Raw genomic sequence first — 22538 nt, 5'->3', positions numbered from 1 at the left:
CCGAAACTTATACTCTGCATTCAAAAATGATTATTTATTTGATTACGTTATATCAGTAAAAAAAGTGTTGAAGCAAGCACTCTTAGAAATTGGGGATATTGATGAATAAGGCAGAAAAAAAAAGAGCTTATGAGCTAAATGATATGGCAGGTAAAATTCTTCCATTATCAGGTTTAGGGAGTAAAACTCAAACAACGATTGATATCGGTAAATCGTGGATTGCTCATGAACCACTTCTTAGATATTTACAAACAGCACTGGATGCTAACGTATGGTTGAGTGGTAATGATAAATCAAAAGAAACTCAGCAGTTTTATGGAGATAGATATAATACTGCTGTTGAAGAATTCTATGAATATTTGGGTGAAGCATTCAGTGGAGAGTCAAACAAAAGACCAGTAATAGACTGGTTATGAAGGGAACAGAGATGAATAGTGTAATAAAATGTCCGATTTGTCATGAGATGGCAGAGTTAAGATACAACGAAAATAGAGTTTATCAATGTCGTTGTCAAAATATGGAATGTCGTGAAACAGTTACAGTAACAGCACCAAACGGTAAAGCTGCTGAAGAGTTATTCTCTAAATTTGAAAAAGAGACGATCCAGCCCAAACTCAGCATATCGAAGAATATTGCGGAGGAATTGGATGATAAAAGTAGCACCTTGAATAATTTTAATTGGCAATTTTTCATGCAAAATCACAGGCAATCATTTTGGAGTTATTCAAATGAGCTCAATGAGTATGCTAAAGATATCCACAAGTATGAAGCAATTTGCGCCTATCTTAATCCAGTAACTAAACTATTTGTGGAGATTGAGGGATGATATGGATGTTATTGACCTTTCCAAAAAGAAACTTGAGAAAAAATATTCTGGTCGTTTCAAAGTAACAATCAAGACGATTGAGAGTAAAAATTCTATTTTTGTTCAATATTTAATTGAGGTAGAAGAAACTTTTACAGATGGCGAATGGCAGCGCAGAAGATCAAGAAGTAAATATTATCATGGGAGTGATCCAAAAAAGGAAGCTCAACGAATAATTGACCAGATTAAGAATGAAGAAAAACTTATTACTAATACGGAAAGTTATTATGCGGAATAACTGAAAAAACAACCCATTTTAACCAAAATAAAAAAAGCCTTATAAAGGCAGTGATTACAAGGGAGTACAGCTTATAAAGCCACTTCCGATTATATTATATATTTATTATAGTTAGGGGAGATAGACAAAGAGTGAAAACACATGTATTAAAGCAAGAAAGTAAATACTTTGAACAACAAGAATCTAAGGAAAAAGAGTTTGAAGTTCGTAAGAATGACCGTGATTATCAAGTCGGAGATATTTTAGAATTAAAGAGGTATCACAGTAAATTGAGTTATTTAAGAGCAGTTGAAATTATTTGTACTGATGAAGTTACTCTGGAACCTGTTAAAGGAAAAATATTAAAGCTGCGTGAAGAAGATGAAGCAGACACCATCAGAGTAAGAGTAACATGGATTCTCAATCAATTTGAAAATACAAATAAATGGAAAGCAGCTCTTAAATATCTTATGGATGCAAGCAATGAAAAAGCGGATGATACTGCAGAAAAGATAAGCGAAGTATTAGAACAATACTTCCATACAAATCATTTACCAGATGATTATGTTGTTCTTGGTACAGAGGTAGTCAAATGAAATCAAGCTGGAAAAAGCAAAGTCTTGTTACGAAGATGCTATCTGCTTATTCTACAAGGTAAACCTGTAAAAAAGTTACCATTACTATTAATATTAAGAGTAATGAAGTGCTATAATAGAATAAACAATAACTTTAAGAGTAAAAAAGGAAAAAACAATGAAAAAACTGTCAATCTATCACACTTTGAAAGAAAAAACTGGAGAATCTTTTACAACTAGTAAATATATAAGATTTATGTTTTATAGATATCTTGGCATATTTTTTATCGTATATATGATACAAAACCTATTACAAGGTAATTTTCTATGGGCACTTCGTCTTTGGTATATTTCAATAGGAAATCTAGAAATGATGATTAGTTCCTTGATATATGCAATACCTTTAACTTGGTTAGTAACACGATATATTATTAGTGATAAGTTTATTCCCGTCTTTAAAAGATTAAAAACGAGAGGCCTTGATCGTCACTATTGGATTTATCCGATATGTTCTTATGAAATCTTAAGTCTAGATAAATATTCTGTCATTAAGCGTGATATTCTTCTAAATTATCTCCCATTTATTTTCGGAAAAAAAGAGTATAGAGATAAAAATTGGACGGATGTAGCATTGGTTCTTCGTGCAATAATGATTTTAATTTTAGTGCTCGGTGCCATACCTTCATTAATATTTGATATATTTTACCTTAATGACACCTACTTTTTACAACAAATATTTTTACCAGTTGATGATTACTTACGCTATACTGCTATGCATGAGGCGTTACCTAAAGTGAAATTAGATGCCTTTCATCACCAAATGTCAGCCGCTATTCCAATTACAATTGTTTGGTGTACATTATTTTTACTGACATGTGTTGCACGTTCAAACGGCTTTACAAAAGCAAGCAAATTTATTTTCTTAGGCTGTCTACCAGCACCTAAAAAGGAACAAGAAATGGAGTAAACAATGAAGAGAAAAAAAGCAAAAATTACAAGTGTATTTCTTCCCAAAGGAGGAGGAATAAAAACAACAACATCACTTGGTCTTGCGTATGGGATTAAAATTGTACAACCAAAAAGCAAGGTTCTCTTAATCGGTGGAGACCAACAAAGAAATACAACAAAAACTGTCTCACCGGAGACACCGGATGGTCTAATGAGCCTCTACGGAGTATTAACGGCAAATAATGATACACGAGTCAATATAAACGACGTAATTGTACATGCTGGTCCAATTGATCTATTACCAGAATCAGTGATGATTGCTCAATTAGATATTGAACTCCAAAGTGTTTTAGGAAGAGAGTACAAGCTTCGTGAAGCACTAAAGCAACTTGAAACAGAATATGATCATATTATCATTGATCTACCTCCTGCTGTATCTATGGTGGTAATTAACGCTCTGACAGCTTCTGATGAGTTGCTGATTCCAGCAAAGCCGGATAAATATTGTTTAGATGGATTACTCTCACTGCAACAAACTTTAATGGCAGTCCACGATTATACCAATCCAAACCTGAAGGTTAAAGGTATCCTCATTGGTGATGTACGTGAAACGGTTTTAGCCCGTGGTTTTATTTCTCGTATTGAGGAAATCGCAAAAGAAATGGATACAAAAGTTTTTAAAACACGTATTAGACATACAGTGGCGATAGAAGAAGCTCAAGCAAGTTGTATGAGTATTTACGACTACGCACCTAAAGCTACTGCGGCTATAGATTATATGGCATTCGTCAAAGAATTTTTAGAGGAAGCATAACATGACAAAAAAAGATTTTTCAAAAACACCTGATTCTCAGTTAAACCCTGCACAAGCATTTTTTAGTACATCAACAGTTTCAACTCAACCAGCGTCCGCACCAGGTATTAAAAATGATTTAGATTCATCAAAAAATTATGTTGTTTCTATGAGCCCGAGACAAAGAGAAAAAGTTCGACAACGCTCGATTGAATTAGGATTTAATTTAACAAGAAGAGGCGAAAATATGGGTGATTTTAGTAAATATATTCGAAGTCTTCTTGAGAAAGATATTGAAGGATTCAATGACAAAAAATAAAAAGAAGGAAATTAAGTAATGTCTGATACAGAAAATTTACAGGCACTTGGAAAAAATTTTAATTCAGAAGGCTTATCACAAGCAGTTGATAAGGAACAGCTAAAGGAAATGGATTTTAAAATGTCTGAAGAGGAAGTTGTAGATTCGTTCTTAAGACAATCTCAATATGATGGTGGTTTATAATTAGACCACTTTTATGTTGCTATTAACATTAATAGTAATAGTAAAAATGACAGTAAAAAGTAAAACATTATGTAGTTTGATTTTTAAACTTATATGTCGTGTTTGACGCTCAAAATAGGTCACAGAATTTTTGGAGGAAAAGCTGATTTGAAGAGGAAAAGTTCAAAAAAGAACAAACATATTAAGAGAAGTAACCAGGTAATTAATTTAGGTAAAGAATGGCACCATCTTAGTAGTAAGCAGCGAGAATTTATCGTAACGGAAACATATAATTTTTATGATAAACTTAGTCCAGCCGATTTTCCAAATGACAAGGATAGACGAAGGAGTGCAATTGTCGCATCCTATAACTCTTTTTCTGATAAAGGGGGGTGGTGCAATTGGAAAAGTTTTTATCTAAAACTAAATTCCAAGATTATTCGAAGAAATAACAGGATTACTTTAGCAGAAAAAAGATTAAAATCAAAAGAGAACTTGGAAAGAGGCTTGAAGAGTCTTGAGAGGATAGAAAAATAGAAGTATCAACTATTATATTGTCTGTGTTAATGTGTATGGCAATTTCGATGAGCACTGCATTTATTCTTTTTGCGGCCTATTTAAAAATTGTCAGAAAAGAACCGTTTCTGGATTCTCTCTATCTCTTGTTTATGGATATATTAGTCATGGGTATTTTGAAAGAATATTTTCAAAGTCTAATTCCTAGGGTAATTTCTAAGAGATTTAACCGATAAGCTATTTTAAAAGAATGAAGGATTGAAATGAGGTGATCAATTTTTCAGACTACTTTAATATTCATAGGAGATATCGTTTGAAGTAACGTTACAAATATTTATTTCAAAAAGAAGTTGATAAAATCGACTTCTTTTTATTATTATTAAAAAATGAGGTTTTAAGTGTAATCAAGATACTATGGAAATGTGATATAATTACTTCTGTAGAAGTAAAAAGGACGGTAGCTTTGATTGGAGGTGATGCCATGGTTTTAGTGGCAGTATCTCACAAAACATGAAAGGCTTAAATTTTGAGCGTATCAGATAGCTTAATACTGATGATTACCTTTGGTAGTTTCTTATTAACGCTAATAGGTCTCGTTATTGAGATTGTAAAGAACGTAAAAAAATAACTGTCCGCTTTAGCTGAGTAGTGACAGTTATTTGAACATTATTTAGCTACCGTTCTTAAAACGGCTACATTGGACTTGTTGACGCAAGTCCTTTTCTTATTTCAATTATAACAAAAGCAGAAGTTATTTACAATATTTATAAATTTCTCGCTTTTGAACACATTTTATAAACGTATCACAAAGCCCACAGTATTAATCTACTGTGGGCTTTTTTGATTGACTATTCAATCGGTAATCTTTGCACTATCAGTATAGACCATTTAGCTTTAAAAGTCAAAAATCAAGTGAAAATGTTGAAGCATAATATTACAAAGAATCGTTATTCTTACGGGAGTAGAAGGGTTAAAGCGCAGCCTTTGCTAGAATAAATAAGATAAAGAATGAAAAAGGAGAAAAAGTTTGGGTGAAATACATGTCGGCTCAATTAACCCCCTAAAAAGAAGAGCAAGAAATATTTATGAGGCAATTGAAATATCTATTGCCGGTGATACAATCGTTTTACATAAGAATTTTACACTCAATGCACAACATGGTATAGAGGTCCCACATACCCTCTATTTTACGGCTGCAGAAAAAAGTATAACGATTGGTATCCCACCTGGTACGGTTGGTTTTTTTGTGCAAGGAAAAGCAAGTCTTGAATTTTCTAATATCCAACTGCTTACTGCAGGACAGGCAAATGCGATCCGCCTGTCTAAATTCCAAGGAATCTTAAGATTTCAAAAGAGTTCCATTCAATACCAATCAGGAATTGTGTTTAGAGACAGAAATCCATTACTGATCAGTGATTCTTCCTATTCGGGGTCTCTGGAATGTAGAGAAAGTATCCTTCATCAACTTGAAGCTACTTTTGAACATGTTTCGGTTCAAGAAAGCCAGATAGGTCTATTGCCGCTTGTCGGAGGTAAAACCAGTCCCAGCTTATTATATGGCAAACAGGTGATGATTGAGACAAGTGAGCTTTCTCATATTGATGTGGCTTCTGGACGTCCAGAACAAATGCAAGATATCTCAAGTTTTGGGAACCTTGAGTTTATTGGCCACTTTCATATCAATTCTCTAACTTTTAAGCCACTCTCACTTACTGAAAAAGAGGTAAAAGCCAAGAAGCGTTTAATTAATAAGTATGGCCAAGGGCAGATAAAGATTATCGAAAATTTTGCACTAAGAGTAACACGCGCACAATCTAAACTCCAAATTCAAAATCTGTCTGCACTTCCATCTTCTCTTCCTGAGGAATTGAGCCAGTCCGCTTTTCTTTTATACCAGTCAGACAGTCAACTTGAAATTCATCATGGAAAGATGAATATTTATCCCTTTAAAAGCATTATAGATGGCGAAGGGACTATTACTTTTGAGGACGTAGTAGATGAAACTCAATATAGTATAGGGAAAAAACCACATATTAGTGGAGAGCGTTCTATAAGTCCATTGCTGGAGACTATTGAGGTCCAAAAGAGAGAACAGCAACAAAATTCCAAAGCTCTAGAGGAACTTCAAGGGATGATCGGATTGAAAGAGCCGAAGGAAAAAGTACATCGGCTTGCGGCTACGGAGCGAATGAAGAGTGTACAAATCTCAAGGGGGATGGCGGCACCACTTAGAGGAAATAGAAACCTTATTTTTGCGGGACCTCCGGGAACAGGTAAAACCACAGTGGCTGATAAGATGGCACAAATTCTCTTTGATATCGGAGCTATAAAACGTAATGTGGTTTACGAGACAACGCCTGGGAAGTTAAAAGGGACAGTTGTTGGAGAATCTGGTAAGAACCTTATCGAGGCATGTGAGAAGGCCAAGGGTGGCGTCTTATTTATTGATGAGGCTTATAGTTTAACTACGGACGATCAATATAATAAAGATATTATCGATGAACTTTTGACTTGGACAGATGAAAAGCATTGTGAAGACCTCATTGTTATCCTAGCGGGCTATAAAAAAGAGATAGAGGAGTTGATTTATAAAACCAATCCGGGATTAGCACGTCGTTTTCCTACATGGGTAAACTTTGAGGATTATAGTAAGGAAGAGCTCCAAGCAATCGCCCTTTATGTCATCCAAAAAAGACATGCCCTTATTTCAGAGAATGCATTTGAGCTTCTCTTTAAGGTATTAGATGAGAAAGTTACCATCGCAAAAACTCTTCCTCACTTTGGGAATGCCAGCTATATCAATACTTTTGTAAATAAACTACTTGAAGCACGTGATGTTAGACTTTCTCAGTTTACACATTTAGAAGATTTATCCAATGAACAATTGATGACTATCACCGTGAGTGATATCCATGAAATTGGCCAAGGATTTAATTAAAAAGGAAAAGGAAAAAATGGTTACTCTATTTTTAGGTGCAGCCGCAAATCTCTTAAGTTTATTGGTTTGGATACCCCAAGCTAAAACCACATGGAAAAAGCGTAAAGAAGTAGAAGCTTTATCTGGTATTAGTTTAGGAACGCAATTAATCTCAGCCATTACCTCAATCACCTGGTGTGTATATGGTCTACTCATTCATGACGTCTGGCTCCCTTTAGGAAGTATTGTAGTCGTACCTTTGGCTATTTGGACGATATTTACAAAATATCGTGCTCAAAAATTATATGCAGAAAAATTATTAAAAGAGAAATAACACAATTCATAAAAACTTCCCCAAACCAGATGAAAAAGTGAAAAAATATTTTAAAAATTTTTCAAAAAAAAGTAAAAAAACCTTGAAATCCCTTTTAAATAGTGGGTTTGTAAAAACTAAAAAATTTTTTACAAAATCTAAAGCGTAGGCATTTCGTCCATTTGTAATATAAGCCCAGGGAGTTTTAGTGAGAAATAAAATACTTTGTAAAACTTTCCCCTAAAGTAGGTAAAAAAGTAAAAAAAATATTTAAATAAATTTTCAAAAAAAGCAAAAAAACCTTGAAATCCCTTTTAAATAGTGGGTTTATAAAAACTAAAAAAATTTTTACAAAATCTTAAATGTAGGCATTTTGTCCATTTGTAATATAAGGAATTTAATAAATTGATAGGAGAAAAAGTTGAACAAACGAATCAGGAAGAAGCATATATTTATTCGAAATAAAAAACATCCCTTCTATGGGATGAAAAGGGGAACCTATGAAGTTGCTTTAGAAGATACGAATGTGCATCAAGAAATATTTAGCGAAGTGATCATGCAAAGTAAAAAAATTAGAAATCAGAAAATATATTTGTGTAAGAAGAAAATTGGGATGCAAGATTATTGGTGGATTGAAACTTATAAAAGTAAGTTTAAACAAATTGAAGTTTCGAGAGAAGAGGCTCCACTCTTACAAGTAATTAGAGGGTTTTATATTAATCTATTTTAGATTAAAAGAACATAAAAAAGAGAGAGAAAAGATGGAACGACTATATAAAGAGGAATGTCAATTTTGTCATACTTCAAAAATAATAAATGGATTTGATTCCTTTGAATCAGAAGAAAGTCAGAGATATCCTGGTGGTTACGAAATCCCAATTTTTATTCATGTGCACAATAAAAGCACTGCCAAGGAATTTTTAGAGAGTGAAGGCTGGCGATATTATAAAGGAATAGTCTTTTGTCCGAGTTGCTTTAAAACTTTGGACGATGGATATGTTGTTCTAGATAAGTATAAGCAATTCTATAGTAAAAAAGTGATATGTGATGTACCCGATTTAAGCTTTATTATGAAACTTGAAGAAGCAGAAAGCATGTCTTTAGTTACTTACAATAATGAAGCTGTTCATTATACAAACGCACTTCCAGTTATTTGTAAGTATCTAAAAGGGGAATGGAGAGCAGATATTATCGGCTACCTTAAAGTACATTCTAATCAACAATTAAATCTTGGATATCCCAAGGAAATAGAAAAGAGGAATAGCCATTAATGACTAAAATAGGACAGATGAATGACTTTTCTAATAAAGAACGAGAACAAAAACGTATTGATGTATCCCTAAAAGCCTTGGAATTAGATTCCAAAACAAACCCCGAAGGTGATCCAGAGAAAACAAAGCGACTGCTTAATAAATTAGGAGATTCTACTATGCAAACGGTATTTGAGGAGAGTCCAAGAATTAATATTGACTTAATCCAAAGCAAGCAAGCGGCTTCTCAAATAATCTTTCTAAAAAATACGGAATGGGATATTGCAAATCCGCTTGATTCTGGTAAAAGCATCAAAGATATAAATGATAAACTATTTGGGTTTATGAAGATTCTGAGTAAAACAAACAGGAATGAACTATGGGTAGCTTATGAACAAATAGAATATGCACCATATATATTGACTCCAGTTGGAGAATTCTTTCTATTAGATAATGCTGTAGTTCGACAAATCCTAGATACAGGTATAAAACTAGAATTTCAACATTTAATTCAACTTGAAGGGGAGACATTGGAGGTTAAAGCAGAAAATGAGGAACTGATTGAAAAAATTGTCTTAGCTACTACACTTCCTCAAGAAAATGAGAAGTATATGGTTTATGTCAACCCCTATGTAGAACCTCATTTTGAATCAGGAGGATGGATAAAAAAACTTGTAGAAGATGACTACACTTGGGACAGTAACTTAAGAAGAGCAGCATTGCATCAGGGCGTATACTCTACACGAGAGGATGCAGAAAAAGCCCTCTCATGGGCAATGGAAAATGACATAATCATTTTTTCGAAGATTATTACTTTTACTCCAGAAGAGCTTTTAGCCCTAACTGAGGGAGAAAAAATATTTAAACAGATAGCACCGATTTGATTCACAACAAAATAACCTAACGTCTGCTCTATCAGCTCTTTATTAGAAATAGCAAAAATCAAAATCAAAATCAAAAACAAAAGTAAAAATAAAAATAAATATAAGGAAACATATGGAAAATACACACACAATCTCAAAATTATTTAAAATTAATACCTTCTGGCTCAACTTATTAGTCCTCTTTCGTGAGCTTTATCAAGCTTATTATAGAGTTTTTATTCCTGCAGCTCTCTTTTCACTCTTTTTACCCTTGCTGAAATCTTCTTCACAATTTATCACAGAAATAAAAGAAATTGAATCTATGCTTTTGCCATTCAGTCTTATTTTCCTTATCTTCATTGTTACATTTAAAATGATAAACTTGAACTTATTTAGAGAAAATATTTTGAAGGATTCCTTAAAGTTTGTCATTCGACATAGAAGAAAACTAATATTACTCTTTTTTGTTGGAGAATTTCATGGACTTTCTGAATTAACGACTTATTTATCTGACAAAAATTTTAATGAATTATATACAAGCATCGTTGTTGCAGCTTTAACTCTTTTATTACTTAATTACTTTATCTTAGAGTTAAAGGATAATATATCTGATGACATCTATAATAAATCTCATGAGTTTAATTCCGATCAACCTTTACTTGCCTTAACTTCGCTCGGAAAAGAAAAAGTTTCTGAGCTAACACTTCATAAACAATATGGATTACCTCATCTTGTAACAAAGGGGAACATTGAATTGCGTTTGAAAGGAGTACTCTCTCCGATTCGACGTCCCTTTATTCGATTATCAAATTCTGAGGAGGAACTCCTTAATTCATCTTATACTAACCTCATCTTTAAGCCTCATAAAATCGTTCAGTTCTTTAATGCTGCTCTTCTTGTTTTAAAAGGAGAAAGTTTAAAGCAAGCAAAAGAAGTTTATTTAAAAAATCAAAAGACCATGTCTTTAATACAAAAGGGAAGATACACTTTCTTTCTTAATATTTGTGCAGTTCTTGCATTTTTCGTTATCAAAGCATGGCTTAGTCAGTGAGGAAGATAGGATGTTAAAAAAAGATAAAAAAACTTGGTACAAGTTTAGGAAAGTTCAACTCATACTTGGAGGAATTCTGTTTCTTTTATTTATGATCAGTATGTTTACATTTCATTTCATTTCCTTTTTGCTATTTTTTGTATTTTCGTTAGTTGAGTTTATTGTAACCATACTTTGTTGGAAAGTTGAACCAAATTGGTATGAAGAAATAAGAAATGAATCAAAATTAAAAGATGTAAAATAATAATGATAATAAATATTGAACCAGTTAGCGGTAGACAATTTGTTGCTAAACCAATTGACATTAAAAGTTTAGAAAAAAGTCAGTGTTTAGGGAATGTTTGTAGCAGTTATTTACGATTAGTAGAGGAAAAATTAAATGGGAAACTTTTGGGAATTGATTAACTTTAATCTCTTTGGAAAAGATTAGTTGGGGGAAATAGTATTAAATGAATATTATAGGAATTGTGATTAGGGTAATACAATCAGGATTGGCAATATGGCTCATGATTAGTATCTATAAATTTTCACGTACAATGACAAAAGAAGATACTGAAGATGTGAAGGGAGTAAAGATAAATCTGTTTTATCCAGTAGTACTTATTACTTTAGCCTATTTTGGCACACTGCTTGCAGTAGGAATGATGGAAAACCCTAAATTGTTTAATCCGTTGGCTATGATTAAACATGTAATCATGGCAATACAATTCGTGATTATTATTTTATATCCCATACTTACAGTTGGAGAGCTCAGTACACGAATGCTAGGCTTCGAGATTACAGGTGCGCCTAGTTCAGAAAAGAGGACGAGAAATCTATTGAGTAACGTGCGCGTGTTGGTGTTTCTAACCTTTGCGATTAGTAATATCATCTATATAATTTTATAATAAAGAGATCTTAAATTTATTTGCAACTATGCTTACTAATTGAAAAAATCTCTCAGTTACACAAACAGCTGAGGGATTTTTGATAAATTCTTTAGAGCAGTGATAACATAAGTGTTTAAGTTATCAATTAAAAATATTTGATGTTATCGTTTGTAATGTAAAAGGAAAAGGCTTACAATATATGAGTGACAAATTTCATCTTTTTATTTTTAAATGAGTATTATCTTATACAACAAGAAAAAATTGATGACGAAGTAGGATTAAACAGGAGTAAAAAAATTGGAAGACTACAAATTTTATGAATTGAACGCAAAGGAATTTGAAAAATTTTCATCAAAAGAAGAACGAAGTTTTTTACAAACTCAAGCGATGGCAAAGGTGCTTGCACATCGCGGATTTACAATTAAATATTTTGCGGTTGCTTTAGGTAACGAAATCAAGGCTGCTGCATTAGTAAATGCAGTCCCTGTTTTTGGTGGAAAGCGGTATGAACTTAATTTTGGCCCGATTTTTAAAGATAAAATCTTTGATGAAGAACTAGAAATATTTTTTATGAAAAAAATCAAAGAATTTGTCAAAGTGCATCAAGGCATAGTCTTAGAATATTTTCCAGATCAAAATTATAAGATATTAAGTGCTACTGGAGAGCTTTTAGACAGTCCCCGACAAGCAAGAATTGAACATTACATTAATTCTGGTTTTACCTACGAAGGCGAACGACAAGGTTATGAATATTTGACCTCTGCTGTACAGTGGCAGTACCTTAAATCTATTTCTGAATTTTCAAGTGAAGAAGAGGTATTGGCTACGTACAACTCGAATGCCAAACGTGCCGTCAAGAAAGCTAAAAAAAATGAATTAGAGGTTCGTAAACTCAATTTTAATGAATTGAATCAGGTTGAGCACTTGATTACAGAAACAGCTCAACGCCAACATTTTGGTAAAAAAGATCTAGAGTACTATGAGCTTTTATATAAGGCTTTTGGGGAGAATATTGAATTCCTTGGGGTATTCAAAGAAAATGAGTTAGGTGCAGTTGGTATCTTTATTCAATCACGCCATGAATTTACATTTCTTTCAGGTGGATCCAATGCTGAACTTGCCAAACTCGGTGCATCATTCTTACTACAACATACGGCTATCCTACATGCACTTGGACGCCGTTGTACCCTCTATAATTTTTATGGCGTTTCTGGACTATTTGATGGCCAAGACCGGGTCTTACAGTTTAAAAAGAATTTTAATGGTTATATCCTCTCAAAAGTGGGTAAGTTTACATATGTTCCCCATCCAATAAAGTTTAAATCTGTTCAATTTTTAAAAAAATTACTGCATCGTGCTTAAACAAATGAAAACACTCTTTAATAAGATCTTATTAAAGAGTGTTTTCGTTTGTTTAAAAGTGGGAATGGTTTTCGCCTTTAATTGAATCGTGAATTATGGTAGAATGTTCAAGCAAAGATGCCCTATGCTATAGAAAAGAGATAAAATGAAATACAAAACTAAGGTTTTATTGATTACAACGACACTTCTTGGAGCTCTCACTCTGGCAGGATGTAGTCAATTGGAAATTCCGACGTCAAACAGTACAGTACCTCAAACAGATGCTGCTATTGAGCAAAAGCTAGTTGATTATACGAACCGACAAAGCTCTGGCCCAAATAAGAATTATTATTGGGAGAATGGAAAAGCAAAAGCCTCAAACTTTCTTGCACTAAAGAAAGGGAAGTATAAATTTACTTCGGATAAAAATGGGCGCTCAAGTGTTGCCAGCGCGAAACTGACTTATGCGCAGTATTTAGCTTCAAAAGGCTCACGTCAAGGCTCACCACTTGATCCTCCTTTTTGGCCTAAGAATAAAAAAGTTGCGATCTCTTTTAATCTTACAGGACGAGTTTATCATGGGTATATGTATAATCGAAGTCATTCAATCGCAGATAGTTTACTTGGAAAAGGTTCTTATACTTCAAAATACAATTTTACAACGGGAACACGAAGTCAGAATGTAGGCGCTGACCAAAATGGAGGCATGCGAGCTGCAGAAGAAGTGGCAGAGAATTATTGGAAGATGAATCCACATTCTAGTACGACTATTCAATATCAAACTACCCCGGTTTATCACGGAAGTGAAACTGTTCCGCGCGGGTCCGTTGTAGATATTAAATCCTCAGATGGCAAAGTAAATAAAGAGATAGTTGTCATTAATAGTGCTGAAAGCCATAAAATCAACTATAAGACCGGAGCCGCTAAATAATCAATACGCACAAACACTTCCTTAAAAACGGGAGTGTTTTCTTATACAAAAGGTGATAAATACTTATTGATATATTACAAAAGAGGCTATTGCCTACGGGAGTTATAGGTCTTTTTTTTATATTTTTATACACTAGAAAAGAAAATAAAAGAAAGGATTTATATTGAGCGGATTTATTCTCAATATAAATAGTGAGAACAATATGGAAAAAGGGCTCTTTAGAAAGATGTTTCAGAAATACTGGAGCAGTTACTTTATTTTGTTAGGACTTCAGCTCTTTATTTGGTGGGTATTTTAGCCATGAGAATGAAAAAAATTAAAAAAGAAGAGACACCTTTAGAAGAGAACATTGAGACTGAAGGAGTAGAAAAAACAAATAAAGTCTTAATTTTTTTAGATAAGGGAACTCAGAGTATTACAAATATGCTTCGAAAGATTCCGGGGGTGTCTCAAGGAAATTTAGAGTGGATTCCCACTTTGGAGCGTAGGCTTGCGAAACGGTACGATAAGGACGAGTTTTATAAAGTATTGAATGTTTTTAATAGAAGTATATTTAGTATTTCTGTCTTATTTATGCTGTCAACACTTGTGACTGCCCTTTTTATTACACTTATCCCCCCAATACTTACCTTATTTGGAGGGATATTGTTTATTTCAGTAGGAACTCTGTCTTTTAAGTACCTCATTGATATCACTTCATTGATGGACAATATTTTTAATGAAGTGGACAAGAAAAAGCAACAGGAAAAGAATATTAATTTTTACTATTTATTTATTGCTTTAAATATCTATAATATTCTAACATCTGCACTACAATTTTGCTTTCAGGATTACTTTGACAAGATATTTGTCATCAATCAGTATTTAGCGACCTCAAAGTCTACGGCGATTACTCCTGAAGTAGCCAATATCTTATGGGGGAGTCCAATTTTTGGCCACTGCATATACTTGATACCTGGGGTACTCACTGCAGTTGCTGTGTACTATGGGCGTAACTATGAGATTTATCAAAAATGGCCATTATACTTTGAACGTTGGGCTCAGGAAAGCTGGTTCACAAGCAAGAATTTTTATGAAATGTTTATCGGAAAGCGTAAGCCCTATGAACCTTATCTTCTTTTAGGGGTTGATATGGCTACGGACTCCTTTCTTTCTCTTTCGCCTATTGCGTTAGCGAATAACATGATGATTCAAGGACCAATAGGAGTTGGTAAGTCTCAAGCTATTTTTAGGCCCTTAGCCTATCAGTTCTATGCTTACTTTCTACAGTATATAAAACAATATACGCTTTATAGAAAAAAATACAAAGATTTTGACAAGTTCAAAAAGAAATTTTTTAATCGCCGTATTTCTGGAAAGATGTTGAATGGGTTTGTGGTTATTGAGCCTTCAAATGATTTGGCTTTAAGCAACTATGAGGACTTCTTAGACTCTGGGATGCCCAAAGAGATGATGACCTATATTAATCCTAAAGATCCAAAAACTCCAGGCTTTAATGTGTTCCAAGGACCGGTTGATAAAGTTGTCACGATTGTATCAGATTTATTATATGAATTTGCGGCTTCGTCCAATGCCTTTTTTGATAATAAACAAAAGGTTTATCTTACAAAAATGCTCTATCTTCTGAAATTGTCAGCCTTCTTTCCCAATGCCTTAGATAAAGACCTCAAAGGAGCTCCAACTTTTGAATCCTTTACAGATATGCTTGATAATAATATTTTGTGGCAAAGAAAAGAAATTTTAAAGAATTATTATAAGGTCCAACAAAACAAACTTGAGCAGCTCAAAGCCAAAGGTGACCCTATTGAGGTTCAAGATTTTATTTACAAATTAAAAATTATTGAAAATACCCTTCACTATTGGGAGACAAACTTATTTAAAGATAAGGATTCTGGAAGAATTGGAAACCTACAAGAAGAGTATGTCCAAGGTTTGATTGCGGTTATCGAAAATATCTCTAGTAACTTTTATATTAAACGTGTTTTCTTTCAAGATACAGATTTTAACATTGATACCTTCCTTAAATTTGGGGGATTTCTCATTATAAATACGGCAAAAGATGTCTTAGGAAAAGATGTAGCATTATTTGCTAAACTGATTTCTGTTGCACTTCAAAGTGCTGCCTTTCGTCGTCCGGCTTATGATGATCCTATCTTGCCTTTAATGTATGATGAACATCCAGAATATATTACATCCGAATTTACTGACTTTATAACTCAGAACCGTAAGTACAACATGCCAGTAATTGTTGCCTGTCAAAGTCGTTCTCAATATTCTAAAGCATTTGATGAAAACTTTACGGATATTGTCTTTGGAAATTTAAGAAATAAATTTGTCTTCCAAGATGTTACCTCTGGTGATGCGGAGTGGTGGTCCGAACAATTTGGGAAGAAACATCGAATTGTTCCATCTTATAATACAGGTGATTTTAATTTTGAACAAAATGATATTGCAAGAAGTGGTGTAGGTGAGCGGAGTGAAGAAGTACCAAACATTAGTTCCAGCGATTTAATGACGCTTGGAAAATTTGTGCTTGCTGGACACTTAACAGAGGATGGTCTCGTAAAACAATACGTTAAACTAAAAGCAACACCAGCTTTTGAATTAACCGACTCTCTTCCGCTTGCAAATGTTGACCAATTAAATGTTTGGTGGCAAGATTACCAAGAACAAATGATGCATGATAATTTGAATGCCCGTGATGATTTTGCATTATCGACTGAGAATAATGTAGAAACTGAAGAACTGATTGAAAAACTTTTGGTTGAAGAACGTAAAGCAGAAATGAAAAATGCCCCTGCACAAAAAATGTCTCGCTTCCTGATTGCGAATCAAGTGAAAGAGGAAGAAGAAAAACAAAAAGCGACCTACGAAACAAGCCAAATGAAACCTCAAACACTGGAGGATGTTACTCAAGGCGTCTTTAAAGGAGCAGCTACACGAGAAGAAGAGCGTAAATCTATGGCTTCTCTTTTACTCAATGCCGCGCAAGAAACAGAAGAAGTTTCTCAATAAGAAGGAAGGTAATATTTTAAAAGCCTTCATCATATAAACTAGAAAAAAGGGGATTAAAAAATGTCTTTAGATATTCGTGCTTATAGAAATATATGGCAAGTTCCAGAAAATGAAGTGAATTATGATCAAAATGGTGATATTGACTATAGTAATGTTCAAATTGTTGTCAATAAAGAAATTCTTGATTGGCAAAACAATGAATTTCCTCACCGAGCAGATGAACTTAAAGGCGGGGAATATTTTGCAAATAATTGGAAAACTGATTCCATTGTAATCAGTCATTCTTATAGTTATTATAATCGGTGGCGAGATGAACTCTATAAGATGAGTGTTGATTTTTACGATTTATGGGATTTTCCTGATAATGAAGGATATATCGGTAGAAGGCAATCTGAGAAGATGTATCTAGTGTTCCAAAAACATTATGACCCAGGAATGAAGATGGTAGATTCTGAACTCTATGAATTCTTTTATAAAGCGTTCGATTTTGGAAGACAAAATGGGCTTATCGTATTGAGTTAATTGAAACATTCTTTCTCACTCGTCAAACCCTTTCAAAATTTGGTTCCAAGAAAAAATACTGATGCTATAATGCCTATATCAAAGTAAATGAGGAGAAGAAAATTATGACTCAGTGTTCGAAAATCAAATATACAAAAATGGGGGCTTTGTTTGCGCTTGTAGAGGCACAAAAAGAACATAATGCATATAGACCCATACGCAGCTACCGTTGTTCTGAATGTCACCTTTACCATCTTACGAGCAAACAACACTTCGGATTCCAAAAAGAAATGGGAACTTTGGCTGAAGGAGGAGTAGCTTAAATATGCAAAAAAATAATATAAACTTCCAACTTGAGCATTCAGAACTTGTTGTAGATAATTTTGCGGGAGGTGGCGGAGCTTCAACAGGTATAGAAATGGCAATCGGTCGTTCCGTTGATATTGCTATAAATCATGACCCCAATGCTATTGCGATGCATGCAGTCAATCACCCAACGACGCGACATTATTGTGAAGACGTTTTTAATGTTGATCCTCAAGAAGCCACTCAAGGACGTCCGGTTGCTTTATGTTGGTTTAGTCCGGATTGTAAGCATTTTTCAAAAGCAAAAGGAGCTACACCTGTTTCAAAGAACATTCGAGGGCTCGCTTGGGTTGCAGTACGTTGGGCCAAAGCCGTTAAACCACGTGTGATTATTTTAGAAAATGTAGAAGAGTTTAAAACATGGGGGCCGCTGCTTGAAACTGAAAAAGGGGCTTATCCTGATCCAGAACATAAAGGCGAAACATTTGAAGAATTTAAACATGAACTTGAAAAATGTGGGTACAAAGTAGAGCATAAGGAATTGAGAGCATGTGATTACGGAGCGCCGACAACACGGAAAAGACTGTTTCTTATTGCCCGTTCTGATCATCAACCAATTGTTTGGCCAGAACCTACACATGGTCCGCAAGATACTTTAGAAGTACGCAGCGGTTTCAAAAAACCGTACGTCCTGCAAGTTCTTGTATTGATTGGTCAATACAAGGACAATCCATTTTTGAGAGGAAAAGACCCCTTGCAGATAATACAATGAAACGAATTGCAAGAGGTTTCAAAAAATTTGTACAAGATGCTCCTCATCCTTTTATTGTCAGGATTGGTCAAACAGGTTTTGGAGGAGATAAACTTTCCTATTCTCTTCAACAACCATTAACTACGATTACCACTAAAGCAGAACATCTCTTGGTTACTCCTACGATAATGGTTAATAACACGGGACATTCTGGAGGACGCTTAGATGAGCCTCTTTCAACAATTACAACAGGAAATCATCATGCTCTAGTGTCTACTTTACTTGAAAAGGAAGAAGCACTTACTGCCTCTTATTTGGTGAAGCATTATGGAGGAAACTATTCAGGTGCAGGCATTGATTTACGGAACCCAACCGACACAATCACTCAAGTGGATCATCATGCCCTGATACAAGCGTTCTTAATTAAGTATTACGGGTCAGACACAGGCCAAAGTCTTCATGAACCTCTGCACACTATTCCGACTAAAGATAGATTTGGACTCGTTCAAATCGAGAATGAAAATTATCGGATTGTAGATATAACGATGAGAATGTTGCAGCCGCATGAATTATCTTTGGCTCAAGGACTTCCCAAAGATTATATTATTGATCGCGACCCAGAAGGCAAAAAAGTAAGCAAAGCCACTCAAACTGCCAGAATTGGGAACATGGTTGTGCCACAGTGCGCAAAAGCACTCGTTCAGGCTAATCTCCCAGAGCTTTGTCATAAAGTTGCTAGACAAACAGCTTCATAATTTAAAAGAAGCAAATGATAAAAGGACAAACAATGAATAAAAAAGATGAACTCTGTCTCACGCATGAGGGGAATCTAACAGATTCAATCACACATTTACTTAATGGTTGTGCGCTCGTGAAAACTTTATCACGTGGTAAGAATCTGTTAATTAATCAAGTAACAGAAGATTTGGAAGTGGCTTGCAATAAGGCCCTTGATGACCTTAAAAACACACCTTATAGAGTGTCGAGGAAAGAATGGAATGACTACTTAAAATCAATGGGGTTGAAAGTATATGATTAATTTAAAAATATGGAAAGAGGTACTTCAAAGTATATGAAGCCCATAAAATTTTATTCCAGACTTCAATCTGAAGGAAAGGGAGTCTTTACAGAACAGAAAGCAAAAACATGGTTGAAAGAGCACAAGCTTGCATTTGAAGAAGTGTCTATTCAACGTTTGACACGTGACGACATTATCCACTTGCTTCAATTGTCAGAGGATGGTTTTGAGAGTATTATTTCGAAACGTTCGAGCTTATATAAAAACTTTATCCTTAATGGCGTACTTTCCCCTTCTATGACATTAACGGAGTGCATAGAACTGATTCAAAAATATCCTGCTTTAGTTCGTACCCCAATTATCATGGATGATAAAAAACTACAAGTAGGTTTCAATGAGGATTCTATGCGGAAGTTCATTCCAAGACCGCATCGAAAAGTATATCGAAATTTTTGTTTGAGATAAGGAATGTAAAATGAGTACAGAATTTGAGTTCACAAAAAAATATCCAAACGCATTTATTTGTTTTAATCCTGATGCCCTTCCTATTACTACAGAAGAAGAAAAACGTGAATTAGACGAAGCAATTGAAGAGATGTTCAAGATAGCCGATAGACTGCTTCATGACGATTCAAAGTGGCCAAAAGATAAAAAAACTTCTGCAACACCACAGCCCCTTAATACAGAAGATAAATCACAAAAAAAAGAATAAGGAGTCCCAAAAATGACTAAAAAAACAAAAGAAAAAACACTCGTAGCCCTTGATTTAGGAAATAACCAAATCAAAATTAAAACGGACAAAGAGGAGTTTTTATTCCCAACAGCTATGCTTGCGGTTGAGGATACCAGTAATGAATCTTTAATTCCTACTGAAGAGCGTCATGCCGTCTTTAAAACTGCAATAAATGATAATAAAAACTATTACTTTGGCTCAGAACTTAAAGAAATAGGGTATGAAGAACGCTGGATCCGTTCAATCGGTTATGGTCTTCGTCGTTATAATAATGAGACCTTTAAAGCGATGTTAACCTATGCTTTAGGTGTTTCAGTCGCATCAAATGGGCCCGGCATGCATACTGTTGATGTTGTCATCGGACTTCCGACTTCAGATGTAGGGGATCCCCGTTTACTTGATGATACAGAGGCAAAAAAATGTATTTCAGACTACCTTTTAGGGGCTCAAGCCCTCACAATATCGGGTGAAAAATACAGTATTAATGTTGAAGCAATAAAAATTGTACCTCAGTATTTTGGTACTTTGGTCAATCTTGTTTATGACGAAGCACTTGAGATAAAGGACGAGCGCATTATCTCCTCAGAAAATTGTATTATTGACTTGGGGGGCGGAACCGTCCTTGGTGATATTGTCAATGGTCTCACACTTGGTGGAAAGAAATTTGGAGATGACTGGGGTGTGGCAGATATTATTGATGAATTAAGAACCAAGGTCAATAATAATTATCAAAAAACAATTGATGCGAATGTTTTAATGTCGATACTAAAAGTAGGTAGCGACGAGTTGGGCTATCATTATGTCCCAGGAAACAGTAATTATCGCTTAGACTTGACCTCTGAAGTTGTTGAAATTCGTAATCAGTATACAAGTCGAATTCTGGCCAAAATGCGCACTGAAATTCGTCATCCGGAAAAATTGTCCGCTATCTTAATCACAGGTGGGGGCGCCAATATCATCTATGGAGACAAATTGAAAAAGGAGTTTCCAGAAGTTGAAATTGTAAAAGAATCTGAATTAGCAAATGTCCGCGGCTTTTATACCTTTGGAAAAATCTTTGGTTTAGGTGAATAAAATGGGCGAACAATTTCGACTAAACGTTATATTTTACGAAGGGGACGAAGCTCTTATTAAAACTATACGTAAAGAAGAGAGCTTCATCCCATATATAAAACGCCTCTTATGGTTATACAGAGAGTTTGAGGATGTCTTTGTAAAGGAATGTTCATTTTCTGATTGGATTAAGGAGCGCCGAATAAAAGAGCTCGGGACAAAAAGAAAAAGCAGTGTTATTTACTCTTTTGCCACAAATATCTCAAAAGACCTTGAACTTTTTGAGAGAGCAAGAAATAAAAGTGAATTTATTAAATATCTGATCGCGAATGAAACGCTCATTCTGTCTCAACTTTATCTCGCCTATACACAAGCCCCCCTCAGAAGCGTGCCAGAAGTCTCTCAAAACGAGTCGGAAGGTATTATACCTGAAGAGCCTCAAGTACCAGTGGTGCAAGAAGAAAGAGTTACACAAGCTCCCAAGCAAGAAGTGCAACGAGAAGAACCAAAAGTGATCCCTGCCAAAGAGAAAAGTGATGAAAAATTTGAAAAAAATAGACAAGCGGCACGTGCAATGTTTGGAAATAGTTTTATGTAAAAATCCGGTATAACCGGTTTTTTATTTTTGTTTATTTATTCCATTTTTTTATATTACAAATGGGCGAAATGCTTACGATTAAGATTTCCCCCTAAATTTTTTGGTTCTTTTGAAACCCACTATTTAAAAGGGGGAACAAGCTTTATTCTACTTTTTTTTGAAAAAAAATTAAAAATATTTTTTCACTTTTTGGAGATTATTTTTTTTATTAATTTTATTTGTCAAACGCTCTTTGAGCTTATATTACAAAACACTCTAATTCCTACGTGGGTGAAAAGGTGTTTTAGAACAATAGGATAAAATTACTTCAGCAAGTTGGAGAGGAGGCAGAATGCAAAATGTAAACTTTATTTTTACTGGCTCAGAAGATTTTATTAATAATTTTACATGGAAGTGGAACAAGTATTTAGGGACATTAGAATCAAGTATTTTAACCCCATCTAAAATGATTGAAACATTGAAAAACTATCTTCTTTTTAGAAGTGACGAAAGGGTCGCATTTCTAATAGATGAAATTCATGAGGATGCAACCCAAAAGATTTTTCGGATCCAAAAAGTAGTCAATGAAGAAGAACATACAAAGGTGCTTCAAGAAATATTTGCGACACTTCCTAAGAAATAAAAAAAGGAGAA

At 34.3% G+C, this 22538-nt stretch carries 31 protein-coding genes and 1 pseudogene; all 32 read left to right on the top strand.

Going from position 1 to position 22538, the window contains the following annotated elements:
• Nucleotides 1-101 precede the first annotated feature (101 nt).
• The 32 genes and pseudogenes from BZZ03_RS00545 to BZZ03_RS00405 all read left to right on the top strand — a co-directional run bounded on the left by BZZ03_RS00545 (nucleotide 102) and on the right by BZZ03_RS00405 (nucleotide 22527).
• A complete protein-coding gene (locus BZZ03_RS00545) occupies nucleotides 102-416 on the top strand; it encodes a hypothetical protein (protein ID WP_086582008.1) in 315 nt (104 codons plus the stop codon).
• Nucleotides 417-427: 11 nt separating this feature from the next.
• Nucleotides 428-826, top strand: coding sequence for a hypothetical protein (locus BZZ03_RS00540; RefSeq protein WP_143466324.1), 399 nt, complete (start codon nucleotides 428-430; stop codon nucleotides 824-826).
• Nucleotide 827: 1 nt separating this feature from the next.
• On the top strand, nucleotides 828-1103 hold the full coding sequence (locus BZZ03_RS00535) for a hypothetical protein (RefSeq protein WP_086582005.1): 276 nt from the start codon (nucleotides 828-830) through the stop codon (nucleotides 1101-1103).
• 131 nt (nucleotides 1104-1234) lie between these two features.
• Nucleotides 1235-1678, top strand: coding sequence for a DUF3850 domain-containing protein (locus tag BZZ03_RS00530; protein ID WP_086582004.1), 444 nt, complete (start codon nucleotides 1235-1237; stop codon nucleotides 1676-1678).
• Between the two features lie 157 nt (nucleotides 1679-1835).
• The gene (locus BZZ03_RS00525) at nucleotides 1836-2624 is read left to right on the top strand and encodes a hypothetical protein (protein ID WP_086582002.1); all 789 of its coding nucleotides are present in this window, start codon (nucleotides 1836-1838) and stop codon (nucleotides 2622-2624) included.
• Nucleotides 2625-2627: 3 nt separating this feature from the next.
• Nucleotides 2628-3419 carry a ParA family protein gene (locus tag BZZ03_RS00520; RefSeq protein ID WP_086582001.1) on the top strand — a complete coding sequence of 264 codons (792 nt, stop codon included), beginning with the start codon at nucleotides 2628-2630 and terminating at the stop codon, nucleotides 3417-3419.
• 1 nt (nucleotide 3420) lies between these two features.
• Entirely contained in the window at nucleotides 3421-3717 is a 297-nt protein-coding gene (locus BZZ03_RS00515) for a hypothetical protein (RefSeq protein WP_086582000.1), read from the top strand.
• 18 nt (nucleotides 3718-3735) lie between these two features.
• A complete protein-coding gene (locus BZZ03_RS11955) occupies nucleotides 3736-3900 on the top strand; it encodes a hypothetical protein (protein ID WP_158092860.1) in 165 nt (54 codons plus the stop codon).
• 102 nt (nucleotides 3901-4002) lie between these two features.
• Entirely contained in the window at nucleotides 4003-4416 is a 414-nt protein-coding gene (locus tag BZZ03_RS00510) for a hypothetical protein (protein WP_143466323.1), read from the top strand.
• Nucleotides 4417-4921: 505 nt separating this feature from the next.
• Nucleotides 4922-5023 carry a putative holin-like toxin gene (locus tag BZZ03_RS12325; protein ID WP_086581998.1) on the top strand — a complete coding sequence of 34 codons (102 nt, stop codon included), beginning with the start codon at nucleotides 4922-4924 and terminating at the stop codon, nucleotides 5021-5023.
• Nucleotides 5024-5422: 399 nt separating this feature from the next.
• Complete coding sequence (locus tag BZZ03_RS00500) at nucleotides 5423-7333, top strand: AAA family ATPase (protein ID WP_086581997.1); 1911 nt, start codon at nucleotides 5423-5425, stop codon at nucleotides 7331-7333.
• A gap of 16 nt (nucleotides 7334-7349) precedes the next feature.
• Entirely contained in the window at nucleotides 7350-7646 is a 297-nt protein-coding gene (locus BZZ03_RS00495; protein ID WP_158092859.1) for a PQ-loop repeat-containing protein, read from the top strand.
• 400 nt (nucleotides 7647-8046) lie between these two features.
• A complete protein-coding gene (locus BZZ03_RS00490) occupies nucleotides 8047-8355 on the top strand; it encodes a hypothetical protein (RefSeq protein ID WP_086581994.1) in 309 nt (102 codons plus the stop codon).
• 31 nt (nucleotides 8356-8386) lie between these two features.
• Nucleotides 8387-8896, top strand: coding sequence for a hypothetical protein (locus BZZ03_RS00485; RefSeq protein ID WP_086581992.1), 510 nt, complete (start codon nucleotides 8387-8389; stop codon nucleotides 8894-8896).
• A complete protein-coding gene (locus BZZ03_RS00480; RefSeq protein ID WP_086581990.1) occupies nucleotides 8896-9759 on the top strand; it encodes a hypothetical protein in 864 nt (287 codons plus the stop codon). Before BZZ03_RS00485 ends, BZZ03_RS00480 begins: the two co-directional genes overlap by 1 nt.
• 352 nt (nucleotides 9760-10111) lie before the next feature.
• Nucleotides 10112-10789, top strand: a complete 678-nt coding sequence (locus BZZ03_RS00475) for a hypothetical protein (protein WP_233128940.1) — start codon at nucleotides 10112-10114, stop codon at nucleotides 10787-10789.
• Between the two features lie 10 nt (nucleotides 10790-10799).
• The gene (locus tag BZZ03_RS00470) at nucleotides 10800-11033 is read left to right on the top strand and encodes a hypothetical protein (protein WP_086581986.1); all 234 of its coding nucleotides are present in this window, start codon (nucleotides 10800-10802) and stop codon (nucleotides 11031-11033) included.
• A gap of 2 nt (nucleotides 11034-11035) precedes the next feature.
• Nucleotides 11036-11194, top strand: coding sequence for a hypothetical protein (locus tag BZZ03_RS11950; RefSeq protein WP_158092858.1), 159 nt, complete (start codon nucleotides 11036-11038; stop codon nucleotides 11192-11194).
• A gap of 44 nt (nucleotides 11195-11238) precedes the next feature.
• Nucleotides 11239-11676 carry a hypothetical protein gene (locus BZZ03_RS00465; RefSeq protein WP_086581984.1) on the top strand — a complete coding sequence of 146 codons (438 nt, stop codon included), beginning with the start codon at nucleotides 11239-11241 and terminating at the stop codon, nucleotides 11674-11676.
• A gap of 279 nt (nucleotides 11677-11955) precedes the next feature.
• Entirely contained in the window at nucleotides 11956-13020 is a 1065-nt protein-coding gene (locus BZZ03_RS00460; RefSeq protein ID WP_086581981.1) for a lipid II:glycine glycyltransferase FemX, read from the top strand.
• A 235-nt stretch (nucleotides 13021-13255) separates the two neighbouring features.
• Nucleotides 13256-13921, top strand: a pseudogene (locus tag BZZ03_RS00455) (DNA/RNA non-specific endonuclease); the annotation flags it as partial.
• A gap of 315 nt (nucleotides 13922-14236) precedes the next feature.
• The gene (locus BZZ03_RS00450) at nucleotides 14237-16945 is read left to right on the top strand and encodes a TraM recognition domain-containing protein (RefSeq protein WP_158092857.1); all 2709 of its coding nucleotides are present in this window, start codon (nucleotides 14237-14239) and stop codon (nucleotides 16943-16945) included.
• Nucleotides 16946-17005: 60 nt separating this feature from the next.
• Nucleotides 17006-17467 carry a hypothetical protein gene (locus BZZ03_RS00445; protein ID WP_086581975.1) on the top strand — a complete coding sequence of 154 codons (462 nt, stop codon included), beginning with the start codon at nucleotides 17006-17008 and terminating at the stop codon, nucleotides 17465-17467.
• A 104-nt stretch (nucleotides 17468-17571) separates the two neighbouring features.
• Nucleotides 17572-17769 carry a hypothetical protein gene (locus tag BZZ03_RS00440; RefSeq protein ID WP_086581973.1) on the top strand — a complete coding sequence of 66 codons (198 nt, stop codon included), beginning with the start codon at nucleotides 17572-17574 and terminating at the stop codon, nucleotides 17767-17769.
• Between the two features lie 2 nt (nucleotides 17770-17771).
• Complete coding sequence (locus tag BZZ03_RS12235; protein WP_233128939.1) at nucleotides 17772-18524, top strand: DNA cytosine methyltransferase; 753 nt, start codon at nucleotides 17772-17774, stop codon at nucleotides 18522-18524.
• Nucleotides 18521-19258, top strand: a complete 738-nt coding sequence (locus tag BZZ03_RS12230) for a hypothetical protein (protein WP_233128938.1) — start codon at nucleotides 18521-18523, stop codon at nucleotides 19256-19258. The genes BZZ03_RS12235 and BZZ03_RS12230 overlap by 4 nt, the downstream gene beginning before the upstream one ends.
• A 14-nt stretch (nucleotides 19259-19272) precedes the next feature.
• The gene (locus BZZ03_RS00430; RefSeq protein ID WP_086581971.1) at nucleotides 19273-19542 is read left to right on the top strand and encodes a hypothetical protein; all 270 of its coding nucleotides are present in this window, start codon (nucleotides 19273-19275) and stop codon (nucleotides 19540-19542) included.
• Nucleotides 19543-19575: 33 nt separating this feature from the next.
• Nucleotides 19576-19986 carry a Spx/MgsR family RNA polymerase-binding regulatory protein gene (locus BZZ03_RS00425; protein WP_158092856.1) on the top strand — a complete coding sequence of 137 codons (411 nt, stop codon included), beginning with the start codon at nucleotides 19576-19578 and terminating at the stop codon, nucleotides 19984-19986.
• A gap of 10 nt (nucleotides 19987-19996) precedes the next feature.
• Nucleotides 19997-20233: a hypothetical protein gene (locus BZZ03_RS00420; protein ID WP_086581968.1), complete on the top strand. Its 237-nt coding sequence runs from the start codon at nucleotides 19997-19999 to the stop codon at nucleotides 20231-20233.
• A 12-nt stretch (nucleotides 20234-20245) separates the two neighbouring features.
• On the top strand, nucleotides 20246-21328 hold the full coding sequence (locus tag BZZ03_RS00415; protein ID WP_086581967.1) for a ParM/StbA family protein: 1083 nt from the start codon (nucleotides 20246-20248) through the stop codon (nucleotides 21326-21328).
• A 1-nt stretch (nucleotide 21329) separates the two neighbouring features.
• Nucleotides 21330-21905 carry a hypothetical protein gene (locus tag BZZ03_RS00410; RefSeq protein ID WP_086581966.1) on the top strand — a complete coding sequence of 192 codons (576 nt, stop codon included), beginning with the start codon at nucleotides 21330-21332 and terminating at the stop codon, nucleotides 21903-21905.
• A gap of 331 nt (nucleotides 21906-22236) precedes the next feature.
• Nucleotides 22237-22527, top strand: coding sequence for a hypothetical protein (locus BZZ03_RS00405; protein ID WP_086581965.1), 291 nt, complete (start codon nucleotides 22237-22239; stop codon nucleotides 22525-22527).
• Nucleotides 22528-22538 lie beyond the last annotated feature (11 nt).

The organism is Lactococcus petauri (assembly GCF_002154895.1).
Taxonomy (GTDB): Bacteria; Bacillota; Bacilli; order Lactobacillales; family Streptococcaceae; genus Lactococcus; species Lactococcus petauri.
Note: the sequence above shows the minus strand (reverse complement) of the source record. Positions and strands in the feature narration are given on the sequence as shown.

What these genes read in the sequence shown, in the direction of transcription:
- BZZ03_RS00545 (WP_086582008.1), top strand. Translation starts at nt 102, where the DNA reads ATGAATAAGGCAGAAAAAAAAAGAGCTTATGAGCTAAATGATATGGCA.
- BZZ03_RS00540 (WP_143466324.1), top strand. Translation starts at nt 428, where the DNA reads ATGAATAGTGTAATAAAATGTCCGATTTGTCATGAGATGGCAGAGTTA.
- BZZ03_RS00535 (WP_086582005.1), top strand. Translation starts at nt 828, where the DNA reads ATGGATGTTATTGACCTTTCCAAAAAGAAACTTGAGAAAAAATATTCT.
- BZZ03_RS00525 (WP_086582002.1), top strand. Translation starts at nt 1,836, where the DNA reads ATGAAAAAACTGTCAATCTATCACACTTTGAAAGAAAAAACTGGAGAA.
- BZZ03_RS00520 (WP_086582001.1), top strand. Translation starts at nt 2,628, where the DNA reads ATGAAGAGAAAAAAAGCAAAAATTACAAGTGTATTTCTTCCCAAAGGA.
- BZZ03_RS00515 (WP_086582000.1), top strand. Translation starts at nt 3,421, where the DNA reads ATGACAAAAAAAGATTTTTCAAAAACACCTGATTCTCAGTTAAACCCT.
- BZZ03_RS11955 (WP_158092860.1), top strand. Translation starts at nt 3,736, where the DNA reads ATGTCTGATACAGAAAATTTACAGGCACTTGGAAAAAATTTTAATTCA.
- BZZ03_RS00495 (WP_158092859.1), top strand. Translation starts at nt 7,350, where the DNA reads ATGGTTACTCTATTTTTAGGTGCAGCCGCAAATCTCTTAAGTTTATTG.
- BZZ03_RS00485 (WP_086581992.1), top strand. Translation starts at nt 8,387, where the DNA reads ATGGAACGACTATATAAAGAGGAATGTCAATTTTGTCATACTTCAAAA.
- BZZ03_RS00480 (WP_086581990.1), top strand. Translation starts at nt 8,896, where the DNA reads ATGACTAAAATAGGACAGATGAATGACTTTTCTAATAAAGAACGAGAA.
- BZZ03_RS00475 (WP_233128940.1), top strand. Translation starts at nt 10,112, where the DNA reads ATGATAAACTTGAACTTATTTAGAGAAAATATTTTGAAGGATTCCTTA.
- BZZ03_RS00470 (WP_086581986.1), top strand. Translation starts at nt 10,800, where the DNA reads ATGTTAAAAAAAGATAAAAAAACTTGGTACAAGTTTAGGAAAGTTCAA.
- BZZ03_RS11950 (WP_158092858.1), top strand. Translation starts at nt 11,036, where the DNA reads ATGATAATAAATATTGAACCAGTTAGCGGTAGACAATTTGTTGCTAAA.
- BZZ03_RS00465 (WP_086581984.1), top strand. Translation starts at nt 11,239, where the DNA reads ATGAATATTATAGGAATTGTGATTAGGGTAATACAATCAGGATTGGCA.
- BZZ03_RS00450 (WP_158092857.1), top strand. Translation starts at nt 14,237, where the DNA reads ATGAAAAAAATTAAAAAAGAAGAGACACCTTTAGAAGAGAACATTGAG.
- BZZ03_RS00445 (WP_086581975.1), top strand. Translation starts at nt 17,006, where the DNA reads ATGTCTTTAGATATTCGTGCTTATAGAAATATATGGCAAGTTCCAGAA.
- BZZ03_RS00440 (WP_086581973.1), top strand. Translation starts at nt 17,572, where the DNA reads ATGACTCAGTGTTCGAAAATCAAATATACAAAAATGGGGGCTTTGTTT.
- BZZ03_RS12235 (WP_233128939.1), top strand. Translation starts at nt 17,772, where the DNA reads ATGCAAAAAAATAATATAAACTTCCAACTTGAGCATTCAGAACTTGTT.
- BZZ03_RS12230 (WP_233128938.1), top strand. Translation starts at nt 18,521, where the DNA reads ATGAAACGAATTGCAAGAGGTTTCAAAAAATTTGTACAAGATGCTCCT.
- BZZ03_RS00430 (WP_086581971.1), top strand. Translation starts at nt 19,273, where the DNA reads ATGATAAAAGGACAAACAATGAATAAAAAAGATGAACTCTGTCTCACG.
- BZZ03_RS00425 (WP_158092856.1), top strand. Translation starts at nt 19,576, where the DNA reads ATGAAGCCCATAAAATTTTATTCCAGACTTCAATCTGAAGGAAAGGGA.
- BZZ03_RS00420 (WP_086581968.1), top strand. Translation starts at nt 19,997, where the DNA reads ATGAGTACAGAATTTGAGTTCACAAAAAAATATCCAAACGCATTTATT.
- BZZ03_RS00415 (WP_086581967.1), top strand. Translation starts at nt 20,246, where the DNA reads ATGACTAAAAAAACAAAAGAAAAAACACTCGTAGCCCTTGATTTAGGA.
- BZZ03_RS00410 (WP_086581966.1), top strand. Translation starts at nt 21,330, where the DNA reads ATGGGCGAACAATTTCGACTAAACGTTATATTTTACGAAGGGGACGAA.
- BZZ03_RS00405 (WP_086581965.1), top strand. Translation starts at nt 22,237, where the DNA reads ATGCAAAATGTAAACTTTATTTTTACTGGCTCAGAAGATTTTATTAAT.